We start from the raw sequence: 21,766 nt of genomic DNA, 5'->3' as shown, positions 1-21,766 counted from the left end.
CGGGATCAAGTCAATGAAGCTTTAGGCCGGGGGTTCGCCCTCCACCGGAGTGACGCCGAGCTGCCCGATCAGCGCGCGGACTGCGGCGGCGGCCTCGGCGACGGCGTCCGGGTCGATGCCCTTGCTGACCAGGCTGACGCCGCGCCGGTCCGGCCGCTCGTACGGGTAGCTGCCGATATCGACCGCCGGCATGCGGTGCTGGATCGCTTCCAGCCCCTCGGCGATGGCGCCTTCCAGCAGCCCGTCCGCATGCCAGGCGAGCGAGACGGTCGGCCGGCCGCCGGCCAGGGATGGCGCCAGCGCCTCGAACATCGCCCGCATGATGCGCGGCACGCCGGCCATGACATGCACGTTGCCGATGGAAAAGCCGGGCGCCACCGAGACCGGGTTCTCGATCGGCGTGGCACCCCGCGGCAGCGTCGCCATGCGCTGGCGGGCGGCGTTGAAGCTGCCCGGCGCCATGTGTGCCTCGAGCCTGGCGAACGATTCCGCATGGATCTCCCACGGCACGCCGAACGCCTCGGCGACGCAGGGGCTGGTGATGTCGTCATGGGTCGGGCCGATGCCGCCGGTGGTCAGCAGGTGGTCGTAGCGGGCGCGCAGCTCGACGATGCTGCCCACGATGGTCTCTCGCACGTCCGGGATCACGCGGACCTCGCGTAGGCTGACGCCGAGCTGCCCCAGGCGCCGCGCCAGGAACTGGATGTTGGCGTCCTGGGTGCGGCCGGACAGGATCTCGTTGCCGATCACCAGGATGCAGGCGGTGGGGTTCATGCGGTTCGCTCGATGCTGTTGGGGTGCCGGCGCGGACTATGCCGCCCGGGCTATCGCCGGTGACGTTCCATGCCTACATGGGCGCAATGACGGCAAGTCACACCGCGTTTCACGGACTGCCAGGTTCCAGCCGCCTGCTCCGGGTCATCGACCTGGAGACCACCGGCAACAGCTTCAGCGATGGCGGGGTGGTTGAGATCGGCTGGCAGGACCTGGTCGAGGCGGACGGGATCTGGCGGCTGCATCGCGGCCCGCAGGCCCGGCTGGTGCGGCCGGGCAACCCGATCTCGCCGGCGACGTCGGCGATCCACCACCTGATCGACGAGGATGTCGCTGGCGCCCCGCTTTGGCACGAGGTGGCGCCTCCTGTGCTGCAGGGCGACATCCGACCGGCTGCCCTGGCGGCGCATCGCTCGGCCTTCGAGCAGCGCTGGTGCGTGCCGGCGGTGTCGGGCAATGCGCGCTGGATCTGCACCTACAAATGTGCGCTGCGGATCTGGCCCGAGGCGCCGGGCCACTCCAACCAGGGCCTGCGCTACTGGCGCCGGCCGGAGGGGCTCGATCGCGCCCTCGGCCTGCCGGCGCATCGGGCGGGACCGGATGCCTACGTCACCGCGCACCATTTGCGCGACATGCTGGCGCTGGCGCCGGTCGAGCAGCTGCTCGCCTGGTCAGCGGAGCCGGCGCTGCTCGTACGGGTGCCGTATGGCCCGTATCGCTACCGGAGCTGGCGCGACCTGGACCGCGATGTGCTGGCCCAGATCGCTGCCGGCGACGGCAATGCCGACATGGCATTCACGGCCCGCACCGAGATTGCGCGACGCGGCGAGCAGCCCGTCGCCGTGCAGGACAGGCGAACGAGTGCGCCATCGGGGCCGCAGATGGCGCTCGGCCTGGACACGCCTTCCGCCTGAGGCAGGACTACAGGAAGTCCCGCAGCATCGGCACCAGCGGGCGGTCGGCTTCGGGCATCGGGTAGTCGCCCAGCTTCTCCGGCCTGACCCAGGCCAGGCCCTGGCCCTCGCGCGGGCGGGGGATCCCGCTCCAGCGCCGGCACAGATAGAGCGGCATCAGCAGGTGTACCGACGAGGCGGTGGGCGTGGCCGCGATGGTATGCGAGGCGAAGGTGAAGGGGGCGAGGCAGGTGCTGGACACGTCGATGCCCAGCTCCTCGTGCAGCTCGCGGATCAGCGCCTGCTCCGGTGTCTCGCCGGGCTCGATCTTGCCGCCGGGGAACTCCCACAGGCCGGCCATGGAGCGGCCCTCCGGGCGCCGCGCCAGCAGGATGCGGCCATCGCTGTCGATCAGCGCGCAGGCCGCGACCAGCATCAGGCGCGGCTCGGCGGCATGCGCTGGGGCCGCCTCGCGGACCGGACGCGGCCTGGCCAGCAGGTCCGGATCGGCGGCGAGGTCGGCGTGCGTCGCCTCGAACCGCTGGACCGGATGGCTGCCGCCGCGGGCCAGGAAGTCCTGCTGGCCGGTGCCGGTCTCGCGAAAGCCGATCCGGCGCAGCACCGACGCCGAGGCCGGATTGTCGGTCGCGACCTGCGCCACCAGCCGGTCGATCTCGAGATTCGCCAGCGCCCAGCGCGCGATCCGGCCGGCCGCCTCGCGGGCGACGCCGTCGTTCCAGTAGCGCCGTCCGATCCAGTAGCCGAGATCGCCGGTGCGCGCGTCGGCATCGATGCGCAGGCCGATGCAGCCGAGCAGTTCGCCCGCCCCCGCATCGCGCCCGTCCTGGGATCCGGGCTCACCGGGCCGGGTGATCGCCCGGATGATCGCATAGTGGTAGGCGCTGCCTGCCAGCGCCTGCTCGGCGGTGGAGGCGATCCACTCGTCGGTGAGCCGACGCGGATACGGGAACGGCAGGCGCGGCAGCATGCGCACCACGCCCCAGTCATTGACCAGCCGGTGGATCGCCTCGGCATCGCTCGACAAGGGCGCGCGCAGGGTGAAGCGCGCGGTCCCGACCGGCGCCGGCGGACCCGCGTCGGCCGGAACGCCCCCGAGCCGTCGGACGCCGCTCTCGCCGACGCCGCTCTCGCCGACGCCGGTTTCGATCACGCGGCCCCGTCGACCAGCTTCCGGCAGGTCGGCTCCGACGTGCCGCCGGGGTCGATGCCGGCCGCCTGGGTGCCGCCCGCTTGGATGCCGCCCGCCTGGATGCCACAAGTCGCCAGCAGGCCGCGCAGGTTGCGTATCACCGGGAACACCTCCTGGTTGCGGTCCTCGCCCTGGGCATCGTGCGCCGCCTGCTCGATCTCGACGATGTCGCGGTCCTCGCGGAAGATCCGCTCGGTGAACAGCACCAGCAGCGGCCATGCCGCGGCGAGCAGGCCGGGGATCTTCGGCTTGCGCACCGAGAGCAGGCCGAAGGTGCGGTTGCTGCGCTGTTCCTCGTCCTGCGGCGTGTAGGCGATCCACAGATCCATCACCGGCGTCGCGTCCTTGGTGCGGATGCGAAGCGTCTGGTACGGATATTCGGTGCGGATGGTCATGACGTCGCGGTCGGCATGCTTCTTCTCGGTGCCGCGCCGCTCGCCGAAGATCAGCGCCTCGCCGAGCGGCTGCTTGCCGCCGGTGCGCGCGAAGCTGTAGCGGGCCTCGATCCAGTCCTCGCCGCGATCCTGGCCGAGGAAGCGCGGGCGCATCTGGCCCATCTGCCTGGCGTGCATGAACTGGTGGTTCATGTCCATCAGGTTCTCGTGCATGAAGCTGTAGTGGCAGCCGACCACCCGGCCGAAGCGGCGGGTCTTGTAGGCCGGGTCCGCCGAGGCCCCGAAGCTCGGAACCGGCGTGCCGGGCGCGCGCGACGCGTCCCCGGGGAACACCATGATCAGGCCGCCGACCTCCTGGCACGGATAGGAGCGCACGCCGTTCGGCAGCTTGTCGCGGCCGATATAGGGCACATCGACGCAGGCGCCGGAGCGGCCATACGCCCAGCCATGGTAGCAGCAGCGCACCGCCTGCCCGTCGACGCTGCCCTTGCTCAGCGGCACCTGGCGGTGCGCGCAGCGATCCTCCAGGGCATAGACCGCGCCCTGCTTCGGCCGCACCAGCACGATCGGCTCGCCGGCATAGCGCACCCCGAGCACGCCGCCGGGCTTGAGTTCGCGCGACCAGGCCACCGGATACCAGTGATCGGGATGACAGCGCACGCGTCTGAGGTCGCGGCCACGGCCCTCGGCGCCCGCATGCTCTGGCGCCGCACGCTCTGGGGCCGCATGCTCTGGCGCCGCACGCTCTGGCGCCGCACGCTCTGGCGCCTGGGTCGCTGCAGCCGCCGGGCCGGGCCGCGCGGTGGCCAGGGCGGGGCCGTCCGGCGGCTCGTCGGTGATCGGAAAGGCGTGGTCCATCAATCCTCGATCGGTCGTGGCGTCACGGCGCGCGACGCGTCGGCGCAACCTTAGTCGTTCGGGACGATCTCGCGAACCCGTAATTGCAACAGCCTTGCAACAGCGCGGCCCTGGTGCGCGCATGCCTGTTCATGCAGCAGACCCCGCTCAAGAGATGGTTTTATGCTTATCAATCAGTCGTTGATGCCGAACGCGGAACTGTGTCAGGCATAGATCCCGACAAGATCAGGCGACCACCGCGTCTAAGTCACACATGATGCCTCTTTTATTGACATGGTGCCTGTCCCTTGACTGAATGTTGCACTGATCTGGAGCAGCTTGCTTGAGCACGACGCAGAGGACCGTTCCGCCGACCCGGCGACAATTGCTGACCCGGATCGGAATCACCGCCGGCAGCGCCGCCATGTATCAGGCGATGACCAGCATGGGCCATGCCGCCGGCACCGATTTCAGGAGCCCGCCGGCGCTGACCGGTGCCAAGCCAGGCACCAGCGTCGTGGTGCTGGGTGCGGGGTTGGCCGGCATGCTGGCCGCTTTCGAGCTGCGCCGCGCCGGCTACAGCGTGCGCATCCTGGAGTACCAGAACCGTTCCGGCGGCCGCAATTTCTCGCTACGCGGCGGCGACACCCTGACCGAGCTCGGGGGTGCCACGCAGAAGGTCGGCTTCGCGCCCGGCAACTACATCAATCCGGGTCCGTGGCGCATTCCGTATCACCACCAGGCGCTGCTGCATTATTGCCGCGCCTTCGGGGTGGCGCTGGAGCCGTTCATCGAGGTCAACCACAACAGCCTGCTGCATAGCAGCCAGAGTTTCGGCGGCACGCCGCAGCGCTACCGCGACATCATGACCGACTTCAACGGCCAGACCGCGGAGCTGCTGGCCAAGGCGGTGAACCAGAACCACCTCGACGACGTGGTCAGCGCCGACGAGCGGCATGACCTGCTCGCGGCGATGCAGGGCTGGGGGCTGCTGGACAGCAACTATGCCTACAAGAGCAGCGACAAGGTCTCGCTGCGTCGCGGCTGGGCGCGCGCGCAGGGCGGCGGCCCGGAAGGCGCGCCGCTGCCCTCGCAGCCGCTGCCGCGCGCCGAGGTGCTGAAGTCCGGCCTGTGGCAGTGGCTCGCCTTCAACATGAACTACGAGATGCAGACCACGATGTTCCAGCCGGTCGGCGGCATGGACATGATCGGAAAGGCGTTCGCGCGCCAGGTCGAGGGGCTGGTCACCCACAATATCAAGGTCACCCGCATCGAGCAGGACGAGCATGGCGTCACCGTGACCTATGACGACAACAACCACGGCGGCGCGGTGGGCCAGGCGCACGCGGACTACTGCGTCTGCACGATCCCGCTGGCCGTGCTGAGCCAGATCGACGTGCAGGCGCGCACGCCGCTGCGCCAGGCGATCCAGGCGGTGCCGTACGAGAGCTCGGTCAAGGTCGGGCTGGAGTTCAACCGGCGGTTCTGGGAGGAGGACGAGCAGATCTATGGCGGCATCAGCTTCACCGACCAGCCGATGAGCCAGATCTCCTATCCGAGCCACGGCTATTTCTCCAACGGTCCCGCGGTGCTGCTCGGCGCCTACATGTTCGGGGCCGCGGCCTACGACTTCGCCGGCAAGTTGCCGGAGGAGCGGGTGCAGGCGGCGCTCAGGCAGGGCGCCGTCCTGCATCGCCAGTATCCGAAGGAGTTCAGGACCGGCGTCGGCGTCGCCTGGAGCCGGATGCCCTGGACGCTCGGCTGCTGCGCCATGTGGAGCGAGGAGAGCCGGCTTAAGCACTACAAGTCGCTGACCGAGATGGACAACCGCCTCGTGCTGGCCGGCGAGCATGCCTCCTATGTCGGCTGCTGGCAGGAGGGCGCGCTGCTGTCGTCGCTGGCGGCGATCACCCAACTGCACCAGCGCGCCGTGGGGTCGGCATGATGCGCCGGGTTATCCTCGCGGCCGCCAGCCTCTGCTGGACCGGCCCGGCGCTGGCGGACGCGGCCAGCAGCGCCGGCAGCAGCACCGTCCAGGCCGCCACCGGCCAGCTTGTGTACCAGCATGTCTGCCAGGGCTGCCACATGGCGAACGGGCAGGGTGGCGTGGGGGCCGCGCGGATCCCGGCGCTGGCGCACAATGCCAAGCTCGAGAGCTCCGGCTACCCGGTCTATGTCGTGCTGAACGGCCTGGGCGGCATGCCCTGGTTCAACGGCATGCTGTCGGACCAGCAGATCGCCGCCGTGATCACCTACGTCCGCACGCATTTCGGCAATGACTACAAGGATGCCGTGGCACCCGCCGATATCGCCGCGGTGCGCGGCCCGGCCCCGACCAAGGAGAATTGAGACCGTGACGCGACTGTTCCAGGGCGCGTTCGCGCTGCTTCTCTCCTCGTGCCTCGCGGCCTCGGCGCGGGCTGCCGATGTCGTGCGTCATCCGGTGGCGAATTTCCCGATCGCCTCGTCGGTCGAGGTGCCGGCGGGCTACTCCACGATCTATCTCTCCGGGGTTGGCCCCGAGCCCTCCGACCACGCCACCGACACCGAGAGCCAGGCGCGCAGCGAGATCAAGCGCATCGCGGCCGAACTCGCGGCCCTGCATCTGGGGCTGGGCGATGTGGTGGCGATGCACGTGTTCATGGCCCCCGACCCGAAGACCGGCAAGATGGATTTCGCCGGCATGATGAAGGCCTACAAGGCGGCGTTCGGCACGGCCGCGCAGCCGAACCTTCCGACCCGTGCCGCGTTCCAGGTGGCAGGGTTGGCCGGTCCCGGCATGCTGCTCGAGATCGAGGTCATCGCAGTACGAAAGCCGTGACACGAAAGCCGTGACCGCATGACCAAGATCGCGATCCTCGATGACTGGCAGGGGATTGCACGAGACAGCGCCGACTGGTCGAGGCTGGCTGAAAGGGCGGAACTCCACTTCTTCGAGGACGCGTTTGCCGACGAGGATGCGGCGGCCTCGGCACTCGCGGCATGCGACATCGTGCTCTCGATGCGCGAGCGCACGCCGTTGCCGGGCAGCCTGATCGCACGGTTGCCCGGCCTGCGCATGCTCGGCATCACCGGCCCGAAGAATGCCACGCTCGACCTTGCCGCCTGCACCGCGCGCGGCGTCGTGGTGTGCAACACCGAGGGCTCCGGACGCGGTGCGCCGGCGCCTGCGGAGCTGGCACTCGGGCTGCTGCTCGCGGCGGCCCGCGGCATTCCCGCAGCCGACGCCAACATGCGGGCCGGACGGTTCCAGCAGGGCCTGCCGGTCGGCATCACGCTGGCCGGGCGCACGCTGGGCCTGGTCGGGCTGGGGCGGCTCGGCGCCCGCATGGCTCGCTACGGTCAGGCGATGGACATGGAGGTGCTGGCCTGGAGCCGGAACCTGACCGACGAGGCTGCGACGGCGGCCGGAGCCACGCGCGTGTCGCTCGACACGCTGCTCGAACGCTCGGATGCGGTCAGCCTCCACCTGGTCCTGGCAGAGGGTACGCGCGGCATCCTGGGAGCCGGCGAACTCGCGCGCATGCGGCCGGGCGCGATCCTGATCAACACGTCGCGCGGCCCGCTGGTCGACGAGGCGGCGTTGGTGGACGCCGTGCAGGGCGGCCGCATCGTGGCCGCTCTCGACGTGTTCGACCGCGAGCCGCTGCCGGCGGACCATCCATTGCGGCACGCCGGCAACACGGTGCTGGTGCCGCATCTCGGCTACGGGGTGGCCGAAACCTGGGCCGACTTCTATCCACAGAGTGTCGAGAACGCGCGGGCGTTTCTCGACGGTGCGCCGGTCCGGGTGATCAATCCCGGCGTGCTGGCCGGTCTCGCCAGCGGAGGCCACCCCGGCTAGCCTCCGCCGCATGGCAGCCATCGATCGCCGCGGCCTGTTCCGCGCCACCGCCGCCTTGACCACCGGCCTTGCCGCCAGTGCCGAGGCGCATGCAGCCGACCCGCCGCGCCAGCCGCCGCCGCCGATTACCCATATCATCGCGCGCTACGCCGCGACCGCCCCGGTGGCACAGGTGCCGGACGCGGTGCGCCACCAGGCGACGCGGACGCTGCTGAACTGGGTCGGTTGTGCCGTCGGCGGCTCGCGGCAGCCGGCGCCGACGCATGCGGTCGCAGCGCTGCGACCGTTCTCCGGACCGAAGCAGGCCAGCCTGTTCGGGCGCACCGAGCGGCTCGATGCGCTGCATGCGGCGCTGGTCAACGGCATCAGCTCGCACGTGCTGGACTTCGACGACACCCACCTGAAGACCATCATCCACCCGGCCGGCCCGGTCGCCTCGGCCTTGACCGCATTCGCCGAGTATCGCCCGGTGTCGGGGGAGGAGTTCATGAACGCGCTGGTGATCGGCTGCGAGATCGAGTGCCGGATCGGCAACGCGGTGTATCCGGAGCACTACGCGATGGGCTGGCACATCACCGGCACCACCGGGGTGTTCGGTGCCGCCGCCGCGATCGGGCGCCTGCTGCATCTCGACGAGCAGCGCATGGCCTGGGCGCTGGGACTTGCCGCGTCGCAGCCGGTCGGGCTCAAGGTGCAGTTCGGCACCGACACCAAGAGCTTCCATCCCGGCCGCGCCGCGCAGAACGGCATGCTGTCGGCGCTGCTCTCCGAGGTCGGCTATACCGCGTCCGCGGTCGCGATCGAAGGCGTCGACGGCTGGGGCCAGGCGCTGAGCACCCGGCACGACTGGTCGCAGATCACCGACGGGCTGGGGAGCCGCTACGAGCTGGCGCTGAACACCTACAAGCCGTTCGCCTGCGGCATCGTGGCGCATCCGGCGATCGACGCCGCGATCCAGCTCCGCGATGCGCATGCCCTGCATCCCGCCGACATCCGATCGGTCGCGCTGCGGGTGAACCCGCTGGTGCTGAACCTGATGGGCAAGATGGCGCCGCAGACCGGGCTCGAGGGCAAGTTCAGCATCACCCATGCGACGGCGGTGGCCCTGGTCACCGGACGCGCCGGCGCGCCGGCCTTCACCGATGCGGCCGTGCGTGATCCCGCCGTGGTCGCCGCGCGCGGCAGGATCGCGGTGGCGACGGACGCGGCGATCCAGAAGGACCAGGCCGACCTGACCGTCACCCTGCTGGACGGACGCCGGCTGCATCGCTTCATCCGGCACGCGGTCGGCAGCCAGGACAACCCGATGACGGATGCGCAGCTGGCGGACAAGTTCGACGGTCTCGCCGACGGCATCCTGCCGCCGGACCGGGCACGCCACCTGATGCAGCTGTGCCAGGACGCCTGGACGTTGCCCGATGCCGGCGCCATCGGCCGCGCCGGGGCGGCGGTCGTCGCGTGAGCGCCGCCCCGGCGCCGTTCGGCATCACGGTCTGCGGCATCGAGGAGCTCTGCGAGCATGGCGGCCTCGGGGCGAGCCACGTGCTGTCGATCCTCGATCCCGGCCATCCGGTGCCCGAGGCGTTCGGCACCTATGGCGAGCATGCACGGCTGGAGCTGCGCTTTCACGACATCATCGAGCCGACCGAGGGCGAGGTATGTCCCGAGCCGGCGCATGTCGAGGCGATCCTGGCGTTCGGCCGGTCCCTGCAGGACGAGGCGCCCGGGGCAGCAAGGCTACTCGTGCACTGCCATGCCGGCATCTCGCGCTCCACGGCTTGCCTGGTGCTGATCCTGGCGCAGGCGATGCCGGAGGCTTCGGCCGCGGAGATCGTGCGGATGGTGCACGGCATTCGCGAAAAGGCATGGCCGAACCTGCGCCTGATCGAACTCGGCGACGCCATGCTGCAGCGCTCCGGCACGCTGGTGTCGGCGACGCATGCGCTGCACCGGCTGCAGCTCGAACGCCGGCCGCACATCGCGGAGTATATGGAAAAGGGTGGCCGCGGGCGTGAGGTGCAGGCAGCGCTTCTGTCGGTGTTGCCATGAGCCCGTTTCGCGGACTGGTGGGCTTTCCGATCACGCCCGCGGACGAGCAGGGGCGGGTCGATACCGAGGCATTGCGCCGGCTGCTGCGCCGTCTGGTGGAAGCCCGGGTGCCGTCGATCGGCTTGCTCGGCAGCACCGGCACCTATGCCTATCTCGACCGCGCCGAACGGCGCCGCGCGGTCGAGGCGGCGGTGGGCGAGGTGGCGGGACGCATGCCGCTGCTGGTCGGCATCGGCGCGCTCAGGACCGACGAGGCGGTGCGGCTGGGCGAGGATGCCCGCGACGCGGGGGCGGCCGGCGTACTGCTGGCGCCGGTCTCGTACACGCCGCTGACCGAGGACGAGGTGTATGCGCATTACGCGAGCGTCGCGGAAGCGGTGCGCCTGCCGCTCTGCGTTTACGACAATCCGGGCACCACGCATTTCAGTTTCAGCGCCGCGTTGATCGGGCGGTTGAGCCGGCTGCCGTATATCGAGGCGGTCAAGACGCCGGCGCCGTCGGCCGCCCTCGTGGCCGACCACCTGCGGGCGTTGCGCGGCGCGACCGAAGCCGGGTTCTCCGTCGGCTGCAGCGTCGACTGGCACGCGCAAGCAGCGCTGCGCGCGGGTGGCGATGCCTGGTACAGCGTCGCCGGCGGCCTGTTCCCGGGGCGGTGCCTGCAGATCGTGGACGCGCTGGCCCGCGGCAACGACGCAGCGGCCGCGGCGCTCGATGCGAAGCTGCAGCCGCTATGGGACCTGTTCACCGAGTTCAGCAGCCTGCGCGTGATGTATGCGTGCGCGAATTTTCTCGGGCTGAGCCGTGCCGCGCCGCCGCGCCCGATCCTGCCGCTGCCGGAACCGGTGCAGCACCGGATCGCGGCAGTGGTCGAGCAGCTGGATCTGGCCTGAATGCGGGATGGTCGCGCTTCAGAAGATGCTCGTCTCGTTGGTATGCGGGCACCAGCGGGCGCTCTTAAGGAACGGGATCAGGGTCTGCAGGGCGCGCGGCGTGGCAATCCGCTCCAGCGCCTCGACCGCATAGCCGGGTACGTAGCGGTTCCGGTCGAGCAGGGCTTCGCCGAGTGCTGGAACTGCCGGGTCGGCGGCCGGACCCAGCTGCGCGAGTGACAAGGCGGCGGAAAACCGGACATGCGGATCGCTGTCGCGGATCGCATTGCCGAGTGCGGCCACGTTCGAGGCTGTCGCCGGCCTGAGGCCGAGCGCCTCGACCGCGTTGATCCTGACCGCCGCCTCGTCATCCCTGGTTGCGTGGCAGAGCGCCGCATCGATCGCGCGGTCCGGGGAGGCGATCTCGCCAAGCGCATAGGCGGCGTATTTGCGGCCACGTGGGGCGGAACCGGCCAGCAGATCCAGCAGAGCCGGCGCGGCCGCAGCCCCGATCTCAGCCAGGCCGTAGGCGCTTGCGCGGGTGAGGGCGCTGGTGTCGGCGACAGCCTCGTCATGACCAACATGGTCGGTCTCGAGGTCCTGGCCATCGCCTTCGCGGAAGGCCTCGGCCAGGATGCCGATCGCGGCGCCACCGGCGCTGGCCAGCCGGTAGGCCGCATTAAGGCGGGCAGGCTCTTCCGGGTCGCGCAGCGCCTGCGCGAGCGCCGGATCGAGCGGGATCAGCTTGGATGGTGCGGCGCGCAGCCAGTCCCACTGGCGGCTCCAGAGCGGCGACAGGTCGGTGCCGGGAAGATCATTCAGCCGCCAGTCCGGATCGCGATGATCCCAGCTCGCGGCGCGCGGGGCCTGCATCCGGATGAATTCGAACTTCGCCATGAAGCGCTTGCCGGTGGTGTGGTTCTTCATCTTGCGATGCCAGATGTCGTAGTGGATCAGCAGGAAGCCGCCGGCTGCCAAGGCTCCCGCGGCCTCCGGGGCAACCGTCTCCAGTGGCCGACGCATGAGATACTGCGTCCCGGGAACCACGCCGGTCGGGCCGCGATCGACCGGCGTGTCCTGCGGCACGTACATGATCATCACCCAGCGCGAGCGATGATTGCGGACGCGACGCGTATAGCCCCAGTAGCTGTCCTTGTGCATCGCCTGCGCCTCGGAGCCGGGCTTGTTGTTGTGCAGGGCGCGATGCGGATGCATGGCGTGGTCGGGACCGACGGTGCTGATCAGCGCGCCGCGCATGACCGGGTCGGCAAACACCTCGTTCATTTCCGGAACCGCCGGCAGCAGGTTGTTGCCCGGGTTGCGGCTGGTTTCGCCGCCGACGAATGCATCGAAGCGGTCGAAGATCTTCCGGTTCGCTGCGTCGGAGAGTTGCGTCTGCAGACGCAGGAAGCCGTGTGCGATGAAGCGTTGCATCTGCTCGTCGGTGAGCAGGACGGGGTCGCTCATGTCTGGAATCCTCTATGGCGCGATCGGTTTCAGGTGACCGGATGCCGGGTCAGTGCGCGAGCTCGACCATCTGATGCCCGCGCAGCGCGGGCAGGATGAATTCGATCCGGCCTGCCACCGTCTCGAACGGGATCGGATCGCCGCCCGGCACCAGGCGCACCGCGCTGACCGGTTGCTCGAGCCCGATCGAGACGGCGACATTTGGAAGGGTGACCAGGTCCTGGATCGGCTGCACGGCGTCGCCGTCGATCGTGCCGCGAAGGGCGGGCGTCGCGTGCATAAGATGCACGATGTACCTCGAAAGCGCGGGCTGATGGCGAAGCGTGGCGCGGCCGGCAAGCGGCAGGCCGGTGCGGAGCGTCTTGGGACGTCCCAGGGCCCGCGCGATGGCGCGGTGGATGACCTGCAGCATCGCTACCGCGCCGACCTTCTGGTACGCGCTGAACACCGGATGCGCCAGATAGACGAACGCGCCCTTCGCCGAGCCGCTGTCGAAGCCGGACGGTTCGGGGCAGCTGGGCGTGTTGACGTGGCCACTGAAGGCGCGCGGCGAGCGATCGAAATAAGGATCGTGCACCACGCCGAGCGATGTCCCGTCGGTCACGCGTATCCGCTGCGACGGCAGGTACATGTAGAGCGGGTCGGAGACGAAGTCGGCGCGCAGCTCGTTGACCGGCAGCAGATAGTCGCCCTGCGTGAAGACAGATGCGCCTTCCCAGCTTGCTCCGACATCGAACAGGAACCCCTCGGACGGGCTGATCCCGCTGCGTCCGGTAAGCAGCACCCGGCCGCCGGAGCCGACATAGGCGTCGAGCCTGGCTTTGAGGGCCGGCGTGACGCTGACCACGTCGGGCAGGATGACAAGCCGGTACGGGCTGAGGTCGTTCTCGTTGTCGAGCACATCGAAGGTGAACTGGCCCTCGAGCAGGGCACGGACAGCACCCTCGTCGGGCGCCTCCTGCCGACCTGGCATGCCGACGAGAGCGGGGCGTGCGGTCGCCTCGGCGCTGATCAGGCCGATCTCGGCGACATTGCCGGACCCCTCGGCCCAGGGCTCGCAGGCCTCGATATGGGCGTATGCGACGCCAACGGCGCGGTAGGTCGTCTCATCGAGTGCCGCCGTCGGATGCAGGTGGTCGCCGATCAGGCAGCGCGCGCCCTGTGCCAGCATGGCGCCGCACTCGTAGAGCAGGGCATCGGCGGGCTTGTAGCCGCCGACCTCGCCCCAATGGTGGTGGAACTTGCCGGTCTGCCCGAGGAACTCGATGCCGAGTGTCTCGACATAGCGCGCACTCAGGGGAAAATGCTCGTAGCCCCACCCCGCAGTGGGAAGCGACTCGATTTCCAGATGGGTAAAATAGCGCAGGATGTCGCGGCGCCCGCGGCGGACATGGCCGAAATTGAAGAAGAGCGGCTTGCTCTGGTCATATTTGCGCACCGATGCCTGGATGCGCTCGAAGAACTCGATCTGAACCTGTTCGGCAAAGCGTGAGCGGTGCTCAGGATCGGTCCAGTCGAGTCCGTCCAGTTCCATGCGCGCCTGCGCCCAGACGCTGCTGGTCGGCAACTGGAAGCAGATATCCATGAAGATGCCGTCGCCGTCGGGATAACGCTGCATCACCTCCTCGGTCTGGCGGCACAGATAATCCAGGTAGGGCGACGTGAAATCGAGAAACGCCCAGCCGGCGCCGAGCGGGACGGTCTTGTGGCGCGGCTGGCTGCCATTCTCGTCGACGATGCGCCATTCGGGATGTTCGCGTGCCGCCAGCTCATCCCAGGCGGCGGTGAGATAGATCGGTGCGTTGATGCCGTTCGCGTGTAGCGCGTCGATCTGAGCACGCAACAGGTCGAATGAGAGATGCGGATGCTGCGTGCCGATGCTGGTCGGATGGTATGACAGGCCGTGGTGGCACTTGGAGAAGACGGTCACGGAATTGACGTGGGCCCGCTTGAAGGTGCCCCCGAAACGCTCCGCATCGAAACGCGTGCCGATGCCGGGGATGCGTTCGGATGTGTGGAAGTCGAGATGGATCTGTCGGTAACGCATGAGTTCGCCTCTCATATCCGGCACTCAGCGGCCGCCGAAGCCGGCATTGATCTGGAAGCCGCGAAAAATATAGCGCTGCAGCAGGATCGTCAGCAGCACGCCTGGTGCCACGGCAATCGTGGTGCCGGCCATCAGGTAGTTCCACTGGGTGCCCTGCTGGCTCTGGAACTGGGTGATCCCGAGCGGCAGCGTCGTATGGGACGGGTCGGTGACGACGATCAGCGGCCAGAGGAAGGAGTTCCACTGGGCGGTGAAAGTGAACAAGGCGAGGAGGCCGAGTGCAGGGATCGAGAGTGGCAGGATGATGTCGACCAGGATACGCAGGCGCGAGGCGCCATCCATCTGCGCCGCTTCCTCGAGTTCACGCGGGATCTGCATGAAGAATTGCCGGAGCAGGAAGGTGCCGAAGGACGAGAACGCCATCGGCAGGATCAGGGCCTGGTAGGTGTTGACCCAGCCGAGCCAGTTCATCATCAGGAAGAGCGGGATGACGAGGACCGCAGGCGGGATCATCAAAGTACCGATATAGATCAGGAACAGGCCGTTGCGGAACGGGAACACCAGCCGTGCGAACGCATAGCCCGACAGGCTGGAGACCACGAGTGTGATGGCGCTGACGGCGCCTGCGACCAGGGCGCTGTTGAGGAAGAAGCGTCCGAACGGCAGGAACAGCCAGACCTTGAGGAAATTGCTCCATTCCGCATGACTGGGGATGAGATGCGGCGGCACGGCGAGCACTTCGCCGTTGGGTCGGAGCGCGTTGCTGACCATCCAGAAGAACGGGAACAGGAAGACCAGGCCGGTCGGGATGATGCCGATGAGCAGGACGATGCCGAGGCCGCCGCGGGACGGCGGGACCGCGGAAGCCGTCGCGACGCTAGTTGTCATAATGCACCCATCGGTTCTGCAGTCGCATCTGGACGGCCGTCAGCATCATGATCAGCGCGAACAGGACCCACGCGATCGCCGATGCGGTGCCCATGCGGTAGCGTTCGAAGCCGGTGTGGTAGATCAGGAAACCCATTGTGTAGGTCGAGGCGCCCGGACCGCCGCGGGTCAGCGCATAGACTTGATCGAACACCTGCAGCGCGGTGATCGCGGTCATCACGATGCCGAACAGGAGTGTCGGCGAGATCAAGGGCAGCTTGATGCGCCAGAAGCGCTGCCAGGCATTGGCGCCATCCAGCTTGGCGGCGTCGAGATACGAGGCCGGTATCGAACCGAGGGCGGCGCTGAACAGCAACAGGTTGTAGCCGAAGCCGGACCAGAGCGAGACGAGGATGATCGCCTGCATCGCCAGGGCCGGATCGGTGATGAGGTTCGGGATCTGCAGGTGCAGCGAGTGGACGACCCAGTCCATCGCGCCGCCCGGGGTGAGGATCAGCATCCATACGACCGCGGAGCCGACCAGAGGCACGAAGCTGGGCAGGAAGAACAGGACCCGGAAGAACTGCCTTCCCCATGGGAGGCTGTCGATCCAGACCGCCATCGCAATCGAGATCACGATATTCAAGGCAAGATATTCGACGGTGTAGAGGACGGTCTCCTCAAGCACCGGCCAGAAATTCCAGCGGCCGGCGAACAGGTCCTCGAAGTTGCGCAGGCCGATCCAGTGCGGCTGGCCGATCAGCGACCAGTTCGTGAAGCTCAGCAGCAGTGAGACCGCGAGCGGCAGCAGCAGGAAGATCGCGAGGCCGGCAAACCCAGGCAGCAGGAACCAGACGGCGGCCCTGCCGTCGCGACGCAGGCGCGTGCGTCGTCCGATCCGTAGCGTCGGGGCGGGAACCAGGCTTGCCTGATGCCCCACCGCCAGCCCCTCACTCATCGGCGGATTGCTGGATGGTCTTCAGAACGTCGCCTGCCGGCTGCCGGCCGGCGAATGCGAGCGGCGCATATTGTCCGAACAGGCCGTCGATGACGTTCCAGTTGGCACTCGTTCGATACGGAACCGCGTTGGAGAGTGCGGCCTGCATTGCCGGCTTTGCGTTCTCGACATCCTTTCCGGCTACCGAATACCAGTAGGTCTGGTCGGCTAACCGGGCCGGGAAGGCGCGTCCGTTTTCCGCCAGGTAGCGTTCCGCCTCCGGACCGGTCAGGACCTGAACGGCCTGCCACGCCTGCTCCTTGTGCTGGCTGCTTGCGGACACCCCGAAGCCGGAGCCGGCCGTGATGGTCACGCTGCCGGCGGACCCGGCCGGGATCGGCGCCAATCCCATGTGGAACTTGATCGAATTCCGCACATTGATGAGATCCCAGGGCCCGTCGACATACATGGCGGCGTCCCCCGCCACGAAGCGCCCGTTTGCCTGCGCCATCGACGGGCTGCCGCTGGAGGGCAGCACAGGGGCGGCGTGATCCCTGGCGACGAGATCGACATAGTCCTGGAAGGCGGCAGCGAGCTTGGGATTGGTCAGGTCCGGATCGCCGTTGGCGGCAAGATAGGCAGCGCCGTCGGAGGTCGCATAGGCGCAGAACGCATCGGGCACGCTCTGTACCGCACCGAACCGCCCGTCCTTGGTCAGCGTCTTCGCGTCCTTGACGAACTCGGCGTTGGTCCAGCCAGACTTCGGCGCCGGCAGCCCGGCGGCTGCAAACTGATCGCGGTTATAGTACATGATCATCGGGCCGAAATCGTAGGGCAGCGCGTAGATGTGGCCGTTCAGGCTGAGGCCGGCGATGATCGAACGATCGAAGGCGCCCAGGTCGAACCTGTCATGCGCGATCATCGGATCAAGCGGCGCGACCAGCTGGGCAAACCCCGCAGTACGCTCGCTCTGCAGGCTGATGATGTCGGGCAGTCGATGCGACGCCGCGAGCGACGGCAACTTCGTCCAGTAGTCCGGGAAGGACGCGGTCTGCAGCTGCACCGTGATGGCCGGATACTTGGCGTGCACCATGCCTGCGACGTGTTGCCATGCGTCTGTCTCGGCCTGCGAGCCTGACCACATGAACCAGGTGAGGGTCGTCTCGGCGGCACACGCTGAATGGCCGCCGAACGCAGCCGTGCACGCCAACGCTCCCGCTGCCAGCATAGGCATCCGCATCATTTCACTCCCGTCCGACGTGGCGTTTTTGCCATCTGCAGCGCTCCGAGCCACCGGCCCGAACCGTTTCGAGGAAAATTGACCGGTTTCCTGTATCAGACAAGCCCGCCGGGATCACATCTTCTGGATCGTTTCCAGTAAAGGATTGTCTACTTCCTCCATAGCGCCTCTTGTTCGCGAACAAGGTCGGAAGCTTTCGGGTCGACGGATTTGGCAACGATCAGAGACGTGGCGGCCCGGGCCGGAGTGGCAATCTCGACGGTATCGGCGGCGCTGAACAAGTCAGGCCCGGTCAGCGCGGCGACGCGCAACCGGGTGATCGCCGCTGCCGAGGCCGTCGGCTACGTGCCGAACGCGATGGCGCGCGGCCTGAAGAGCCGGTCCAGTCCGTATATCGGGTTCGTCGTCGGTGACCTGACCAACCCCTATGTCGGGACGGTCCTTCGCGTGATCGAAAAGGCCGCAAGCGCCGCCCGGATGGCAGTGATCGTCTCCGACAATGATGACAGCCTCGAGCGCGAGCGCGTTGCGCTGGATTTGCTGAGCGCGCAGCAGGTCGCCGGGGTGATCATCAGCCCGATCGGGTGCGACGACGAATACCGGGCCCGACTGGCGGGTTTCGGCGCGCCGCTGGTGACCTTCGACCAGAAGATCGCCGGCCTGAACAGGGACTTCGTCGGCACCGACAGCCTGCTGGCGTCGCACATGCTGACCGCCTATCTGCTCCGGCTCGGCCACCGGCGGATCGCCTATATCGGCGGCCGACCGGGACTATGGTCGGCCGACATGCGGCGCCGCGGCTTCATCGAAACCATGCAGCAGCAGCGCGTCCGGGTCGAGCCGGACTGGACCGTCATTGCGGGATATCGGAGCGAGCCGGCCTATCGTGCCTGCGTGTCGATCTTGTCTGGCCGAAGGCGGCCGACCGCGATCCTGGCGGCGAACAACGTGATGGCACTCGGCGCCCTGCAGGCGATCAACGATCTCGGCTTTCGCTGTCCGGCTGATATTTCGCTTGTCTCGATCGACGATGTCCCCTGGAGCGGCGTCGTGAAGCCGCGACTCACGATGGTCGCGCAGCCGGTGACGGAGATCGCGCAGATCGCGGTCGACTGGCTGCTGGAGCGGATCGCGCCAGGGGGCAACAGGCTCGCTGCCCGCGAGCGCGTGTTGCCGCCTCGGCTGATCCGGGGGGAGTCCTGTGCGGATCTCAGAAGCCTGGGCTCAGTGTCTCTCGCGGTTTGATCCGCGCGCACGATCTCGGGCCGAGATCACCCCGCAGGCGGCCGGAACTGCACGATGTCGTTCGGGCGGCGCAGCCGCACCACCAGGGTCTCGGCCATTAAGTCGTGCAGCGCCTGCTTGCGGGTGGTCCAGCCGGCCATCATGAAGCCGATGCCCAGGATGAAGGCGGAGACGAACTTGCCGGCATAGCGGCCGATCGCGCGCCACGGCGTGATCCGGCCGCCATCCAGGCCGGTGACGCGCAGGTGGCACACCCGCTTGCCGACCGTCGCCTGCCAGCGCGAGCTTTCCAGCAGCGTGAAGTAGAGCAGCGGCACCACGAACGCGAGCAGGTCGGCAAGCCCGGGTGCCGTCACGTGCCAGTGCTGCAGGCCCCAGGAGTGCATGACCTCGGGTTGCATTGTGTAGGCGACGTTGGAAATGGCGCCCTGGTCTGGCGTGGTCGCGTCGTTGCGGATGCCAAAGCGGGGCCTGCCGGCCAACGAGCCGATCGCGCTCTCCACCGTCCACAGCACGGCGCTGTCGATCAGCCAGGCCAGCACCCGCCACCAGAAGCCGGCATAGCACCAGACCCGGTCGGCGTTCGGGCCCTGCGGCCCATGTTTTAAGGGTGGCGGGGGCTGCCACGGCGAGGACGTGGCAGAGGCCTGGTCAAAGGCGTTGATCGACATCCAATCCTCCCGGCGGCTCCCCGACTGCGTCAGCTCCGGTAGCTTGCGTTGATATCGATGTAGCCGTGCGTGAGGTCGCAGGTCCAGGCGGTCCCGGTGCCGCTGCCGAGCCCGAGATCGATCGCGATCCCGACCTCGAAGCCCTTCACATGCGCCACCACCGGCGCCTCGTCGTAGCCCGGCACCACGGCGCCGTCGCGCGCCATCCAGGTGCCGCCGATGCCCACCGAAAGCCGGTCGCGGTCGGCCGGCTCGCCGCTCTTGCCGACGGCCATGACGATGCGGCCCCAGTTCGCGTCCTCGCCGGCGATCGCGGTCTTGACCAGCGGCGAGTTCGCCACCGCCAGCGCCACCCGGCGCGCCGAGGCGGCGGAGATCGCGCCGGTGACGTCGATGCGGACCAGCTTGCTCGCCCCCTCGCCGTCGCGCACCACCTTGAGTGCCAGATCCAGCAGCAGGTCGTCGAGCGCCTGTGCGAAGCCGGCGAGGGCAGGGTCGGCGGCATCGGCGACGGGCGCATTGCCGGCGCTCCCGGTCGCGAACAGCAGCACGGTGTCACTGGTCGAGGTGTCGCTGTCCACCGTCGTGCAGTTGAAGCTGCGGTCGACGCCGGCCGCCAGCAGCGCCTGCAGCACCGGCGCGGGCAGCGCCGCGTCGGTGGCGATGAAGCACAGCATCGTCGCCATGTCCGGCGCGATCATGCCGCTGCCCTTGGCGATGCCGTTGATGCGGATCTCGGTGCCGCCGATGCGCGCGGTGCGGGTGGCGCCCTTGGCAAAGGTGTCGGTGGTCATGATGCCGCGCGCGGCGTCCTCCCAGGCCTCGCCATCGAGGGCCGCGTGCAAGGCGGGCAGGGCGTTGACGATGCGGGCATGCTGCAGCACCTCGCCGATCACCCCGGTGGAGGCGATGAACACCTCCGACGGCAGGCAGCCGCCGAGGAGGGCCGCAGCACTCGCGGTCTCGCCGGTGCTGGCAACACCCGCGCGGCCGGTGAACACATTGGCGTTGCCGGCATTGACCACCAGCGCGCGCGCGGTGCCGCCGGGGAGTGCGGCGCGGCACCAGTCCACCGGGGCACCCGGACACCGGTTGGCGGTGAACACGCCGGCGACCGCGGTGCCGGCGGCGAACTCCGCCAGGACGAGGTCGGTGCGGCCCTGGTAGCGTATGCCGGCCATCCCGGCCGCGAGGCGCGCGCCGCCGATCGCCGGCAGCACCGGGAACGGCAGCGCCAGCGGCGAGACGGCGAGCGGCACGCTCAGTCGGCGCTCGGCGTGCCGGGCGCTGCCTGCGGCGCCTGGCCGGGCACATTGGGGCCCTGCATGCCGCCGGCCCCTGGCATGCCGCCCGGGGCGCCGGTGTCACGCGAGCCGTCCGGCTTGAAGCGCACCACCTTCACCCCGGTCAGCGCCTGGTCCACCACGTGGCGGACGTCCTGCTGGATCAGCTTCTGGCGGATCTGGTCCTTGACGCTGTCGAAGCTCGGCGGCGACGCGGTGCGGGTGTCGAGCACCTGGATCACGTGCCAGCCATAGCGGGTCTGCACCGGCTTGTCGGAGACCTGGCCCTTGCTCATCGCAAACGCCGCCGCCGAGAATTCCGGCAGCATGTCGCCCTGCTTGAACCAGCCCAGGTCGCCGCCGTTCTGCGCCGCCGACGCCTTGTCGGTCGACAGCGTGCTGGCGAGCTTGGCGAAGTCCGCACCCCCCTTGAGCTGCTTGATCACGTCCTCGGCCTGCTTCTCGGTGCCGAGCAGGATGTGGCGCGCATGCACCTCCTTGTCGCCCGACTTGCCCGCCATGGTCTTGTCATAGACGTCGCGGACCGCCTGGTCGGTCACCAGCGGGCTGACTTGGCGGGTCAGGTAGATGTTCTGCAGCGCGGTGTCGGCGGCGGACTGCATGGTCTTCTGGACCTGCGGCTCCTTCTGCACGCCCTGGTGCCGCGCTGCGATCAGCAGCGCCTTCTGGTCGATCACCTGGTTCACGATCATCGGGAACAGCACGTTGGGCGGCATCTGCCGCATCTCGTCGGGCAGCGACTGGGCCGCCGCCCGGATGTCGTCGAGATGCACCGGATCGCCGTTCACCGTGGCCACGATCGGGTTGGGGGTCGCGGTCTTGCCGGGGCCGGCCTCGGCCGCGCCCGGATGATGGACGGTCTGAGCCGAGGCCGTCCCGATCTGAAGCGCACCGGTCAGGAGGGTTGGGACGAACGCAGGAGCAAGCAGGGCTGCCGCCGCGAGGGAGGCCGCCAGGCTGGTAAGCCGCATAAGGAAAGAGCCTTGAAGTTCGAGATGCGGCGGATGATGGCGGAAGCCAGGTCCGGCGACAAGGCGAGCGGCTGCGGGTGGCGGTTCTGGGGCCGCGGTTGACCCAGGCTGCCGTTGACCCGGCCGGGAGCGGGTCTTATCTCAAG

Annotated in this window: 20 protein-coding genes; 9 read left to right on the top strand and 11 right to left on the bottom strand. The window is 68.7% G+C overall.

Features of this window, described 5'->3' with window-relative positions:
• Positions 1–21: 21 nt before the first annotated feature.
• Positions 22–774 carry a competence/damage-inducible protein A gene (locus ACQY4O_RS08990; RefSeq protein WP_428375909.1) on the bottom strand — a complete coding sequence of 251 codons (753 nt, stop codon included), beginning with the start codon at positions 772–774 and terminating at the stop codon, positions 22–24.
• A 59-nt stretch (positions 775–833) separates the two neighbouring features.
• Here ACQY4O_RS08990 and ACQY4O_RS08985 point away from each other — a divergent pair, with 59 nt between their 5' ends.
• Positions 834–1,688, top strand: coding sequence for an exonuclease domain-containing protein (locus ACQY4O_RS08985; protein WP_428375907.1), 855 nt, complete (start codon positions 834–836; stop codon positions 1,686–1,688).
• A gap of 7 nt (positions 1,689–1,695) precedes the next feature.
• On the opposite strand, the gene ACQY4O_RS08980 is transcribed toward ACQY4O_RS08985, so the two are convergent.
• The gene (locus tag ACQY4O_RS08980) at positions 1,696–2,724 is read right to left on the bottom strand and encodes a bifunctional GNAT family N-acetyltransferase/(deoxy)nucleoside triphosphate pyrophosphohydrolase (protein ID WP_428378151.1); all 1,029 of its coding nucleotides are present in this window, start codon (positions 2,722–2,724) and stop codon (positions 1,696–1,698) included.
• 110 nt (positions 2,725–2,834) lie between these two features.
• The gene (locus ACQY4O_RS08975; protein WP_428375906.1) at positions 2,835–4,130 is read right to left on the bottom strand and encodes a Rieske 2Fe-2S domain-containing protein; all 1,296 of its coding nucleotides are present in this window, start codon (positions 4,128–4,130) and stop codon (positions 2,835–2,837) included.
• 403 nt (positions 4,131–4,533) lie between these two features.
• Between ACQY4O_RS08975 and ACQY4O_RS08970 the strand changes: the two genes are divergently transcribed.
• Genes ACQY4O_RS08970 through ACQY4O_RS08940 form a run of 7 tightly spaced genes read left to right on the top strand, consistent with a single transcriptional unit; the run spans position 4,534 to position 10,892 of the window.
• Positions 4,534–6,054 (top strand): flavin monoamine oxidase family protein, encoded by a 1,521-nt coding sequence (locus tag ACQY4O_RS08970; RefSeq protein WP_428378150.1) that lies wholly within the window; start codon positions 4,534–4,536, stop codon positions 6,052–6,054.
• Positions 6,054–6,458 (top strand): c-type cytochrome, encoded by a 405-nt coding sequence (locus tag ACQY4O_RS08965; protein ID WP_428378149.1) that lies wholly within the window; start codon positions 6,054–6,056, stop codon positions 6,456–6,458. The genes ACQY4O_RS08970 and ACQY4O_RS08965 overlap by 1 nt, the downstream gene beginning before the upstream one ends.
• A 4-nt stretch (positions 6,459–6,462) precedes the next feature.
• On the top strand, positions 6,463–6,930 hold the full coding sequence (locus ACQY4O_RS08960; RefSeq protein ID WP_428375905.1) for a RidA family protein: 468 nt from the start codon (positions 6,463–6,465) through the stop codon (positions 6,928–6,930).
• A gap of 18 nt (positions 6,931–6,948) precedes the next feature.
• Positions 6,949–7,953, top strand: a complete 1,005-nt coding sequence (locus ACQY4O_RS08955; protein ID WP_428375904.1) for a D-2-hydroxyacid dehydrogenase family protein — start codon at positions 6,949–6,951, stop codon at positions 7,951–7,953.
• A gap of 10 nt (positions 7,954–7,963) precedes the next feature.
• Positions 7,964–9,415: an MmgE/PrpD family protein gene (locus ACQY4O_RS08950; RefSeq protein WP_428375902.1), complete on the top strand. Its 1,452-nt coding sequence runs from the start codon at positions 7,964–7,966 to the stop codon at positions 9,413–9,415.
• A complete protein-coding gene (locus ACQY4O_RS08945) occupies positions 9,412–10,002 on the top strand; it encodes a tyrosine phosphatase family protein (protein ID WP_428375901.1) in 591 nt (196 codons plus the stop codon). The genes ACQY4O_RS08950 and ACQY4O_RS08945 overlap by 4 nt, the downstream gene beginning before the upstream one ends.
• Positions 9,999–10,892, top strand: a complete 894-nt coding sequence (locus ACQY4O_RS08940) for a dihydrodipicolinate synthase family protein (protein WP_428375900.1) — start codon at positions 9,999–10,001, stop codon at positions 10,890–10,892. Before ACQY4O_RS08945 ends, ACQY4O_RS08940 begins: the two co-directional genes overlap by 4 nt.
• Before the next feature lie 18 nt (positions 10,893–10,910).
• Here ACQY4O_RS08940 and ACQY4O_RS08935 read toward each other — a convergent pair whose 3' ends face one another.
• Genes ACQY4O_RS08935 through ACQY4O_RS08915 form a run of 5 tightly spaced genes read right to left on the bottom strand, consistent with a single transcriptional unit; the run spans position 10,911 to position 17,282 of the window.
• Complete coding sequence (locus tag ACQY4O_RS08935) at positions 10,911–12,338, bottom strand: HEAT repeat domain-containing protein (protein ID WP_428375899.1); 1,428 nt, start codon at positions 12,336–12,338, stop codon at positions 10,911–10,913.
• Between the two features lie 49 nt (positions 12,339–12,387).
• Positions 12,388–14,385, bottom strand: coding sequence for a beta-galactosidase trimerization domain-containing protein (locus tag ACQY4O_RS08930; RefSeq protein ID WP_428375897.1), 1,998 nt, complete (start codon positions 14,383–14,385; stop codon positions 12,388–12,390).
• 24 nt (positions 14,386–14,409) lie between these two features.
• On the bottom strand, positions 14,410–15,273 hold the full coding sequence (locus ACQY4O_RS08925; protein WP_428375896.1) for a carbohydrate ABC transporter permease: 864 nt from the start codon (positions 15,271–15,273) through the stop codon (positions 14,410–14,412).
• Positions 15,263–16,210: a carbohydrate ABC transporter permease gene (locus tag ACQY4O_RS08920; protein ID WP_428375895.1), complete on the bottom strand. Its 948-nt coding sequence runs from the start codon at positions 16,208–16,210 to the stop codon at positions 15,263–15,265. The genes ACQY4O_RS08925 and ACQY4O_RS08920 overlap by 11 nt, the downstream gene beginning before the upstream one ends.
• Positions 16,203–17,282: an ABC transporter substrate-binding protein gene (locus ACQY4O_RS08915; RefSeq protein WP_428375893.1), complete on the bottom strand. Its 1,080-nt coding sequence runs from the start codon at positions 17,280–17,282 to the stop codon at positions 16,203–16,205. Before ACQY4O_RS08915 ends, ACQY4O_RS08920 begins: the two co-directional genes overlap by 8 nt.
• A 357-nt stretch (positions 17,283–17,639) precedes the next feature.
• On the opposite strand from ACQY4O_RS08915, the gene ACQY4O_RS08910 reads away from it, so the two are divergent.
• Positions 17,640–18,674 (top strand): LacI family DNA-binding transcriptional regulator, encoded by a 1,035-nt coding sequence (locus ACQY4O_RS08910; protein WP_428375892.1) that lies wholly within the window; start codon positions 17,640–17,642, stop codon positions 18,672–18,674.
• 26 nt (positions 18,675–18,700) lie between these two features.
• Here the strand turns inward: ACQY4O_RS08910 and ACQY4O_RS08905 are convergent, their stop codons facing one another.
• Genes ACQY4O_RS08905 through ACQY4O_RS08895 form a run of 3 tightly spaced genes read right to left on the bottom strand, consistent with a single transcriptional unit; the run spans position 18,701 to position 21,620 of the window.
• Positions 18,701–19,345 carry an RDD family protein gene (locus ACQY4O_RS08905; protein WP_428375890.1) on the bottom strand — a complete coding sequence of 215 codons (645 nt, stop codon included), beginning with the start codon at positions 19,343–19,345 and terminating at the stop codon, positions 18,701–18,703.
• Positions 19,346–19,374: 29 nt separating this feature from the next.
• Positions 19,375–20,610, bottom strand: a complete 1,236-nt coding sequence (gene argJ / locus ACQY4O_RS08900; RefSeq protein WP_428378148.1) for a bifunctional glutamate N-acetyltransferase/amino-acid acetyltransferase ArgJ — start codon at positions 20,608–20,610, stop codon at positions 19,375–19,377.
• Entirely contained in the window at positions 20,607–21,620 is a 1,014-nt protein-coding gene (locus ACQY4O_RS08895) for a peptidylprolyl isomerase (RefSeq protein WP_428375888.1), read from the bottom strand. The genes argJ and ACQY4O_RS08895 overlap by 4 nt, the downstream gene beginning before the upstream one ends.
• Positions 21,621–21,766 lie beyond the last annotated feature (146 nt).

This window comes from Lichenicoccus sp. (assembly GCF_965277665.1).
Taxonomy (GTDB): Bacteria; Pseudomonadota; Alphaproteobacteria; order Acetobacterales; family Acetobacteraceae; genus Lichenicoccus.
This window is presented reverse-complemented; position numbering and strand designations above follow the sequence as displayed.

Excerpts from the sequence above, each read along its gene's own strand:
- ACQY4O_RS08915 (WP_428375893.1), bottom strand. The coding sequence starts at position 17,282 with ATGGTGCACGCCAAGTATCCGGCCATCACGGTGCAGCTGCAGACCGCG.
- ACQY4O_RS08950 (WP_428375902.1), top strand. The coding sequence starts at position 7,964 with ATGGCAGCCATCGATCGCCGCGGCCTGTTCCGCGCCACCGCCGCCTTG.
- ACQY4O_RS08895 (WP_428375888.1), bottom strand. The coding sequence starts at position 21,620 with ATGCGGCTTACCAGCCTGGCGGCCTCCCTCGCGGCGGCAGCCCTGCTT.
- ACQY4O_RS08955 (WP_428375904.1), top strand. The coding sequence starts at position 6,949 with ATGACCAAGATCGCGATCCTCGATGACTGGCAGGGGATTGCACGAGAC.
- ACQY4O_RS08905 (WP_428375890.1), bottom strand. The coding sequence starts at position 19,345 with ATGTCGATCAACGCCTTTGACCAGGCCTCTGCCACGTCCTCGCCGTGG.
- ACQY4O_RS08920 (WP_428375895.1), bottom strand. The coding sequence starts at position 16,210 with ATGAGTGAGGGGCTGGCGGTGGGGCATCAGGCAAGCCTGGTTCCCGCC.
- ACQY4O_RS08965 (WP_428378149.1), top strand. The coding sequence starts at position 6,054 with ATGCGCCGGGTTATCCTCGCGGCCGCCAGCCTCTGCTGGACCGGCCCG.
- ACQY4O_RS08940 (WP_428375900.1), top strand. The coding sequence starts at position 9,999 with ATGAGCCCGTTTCGCGGACTGGTGGGCTTTCCGATCACGCCCGCGGAC.
- ACQY4O_RS08975 (WP_428375906.1), bottom strand. The coding sequence starts at position 4,130 with ATGGACCACGCCTTTCCGATCACCGACGAGCCGCCGGACGGCCCCGCC.
- ACQY4O_RS08930 (WP_428375897.1), bottom strand. The coding sequence starts at position 14,385 with ATGCGTTACCGACAGATCCATCTCGACTTCCACACATCCGAACGCATC.
- ACQY4O_RS08970 (WP_428378150.1), top strand. The coding sequence starts at position 4,534 with ATGTATCAGGCGATGACCAGCATGGGCCATGCCGCCGGCACCGATTTC.
- ACQY4O_RS08990 (WP_428375909.1), bottom strand. The coding sequence starts at position 774 with ATGAACCCCACCGCCTGCATCCTGGTGATCGGCAACGAGATCCTGTCC.
- ACQY4O_RS08925 (WP_428375896.1), bottom strand. The coding sequence starts at position 15,273 with ATGACAACTAGCGTCGCGACGGCTTCCGCGGTCCCGCCGTCCCGCGGC.
- ACQY4O_RS08935 (WP_428375899.1), bottom strand. The coding sequence starts at position 12,338 with ATGAGCGACCCCGTCCTGCTCACCGACGAGCAGATGCAACGCTTCATC.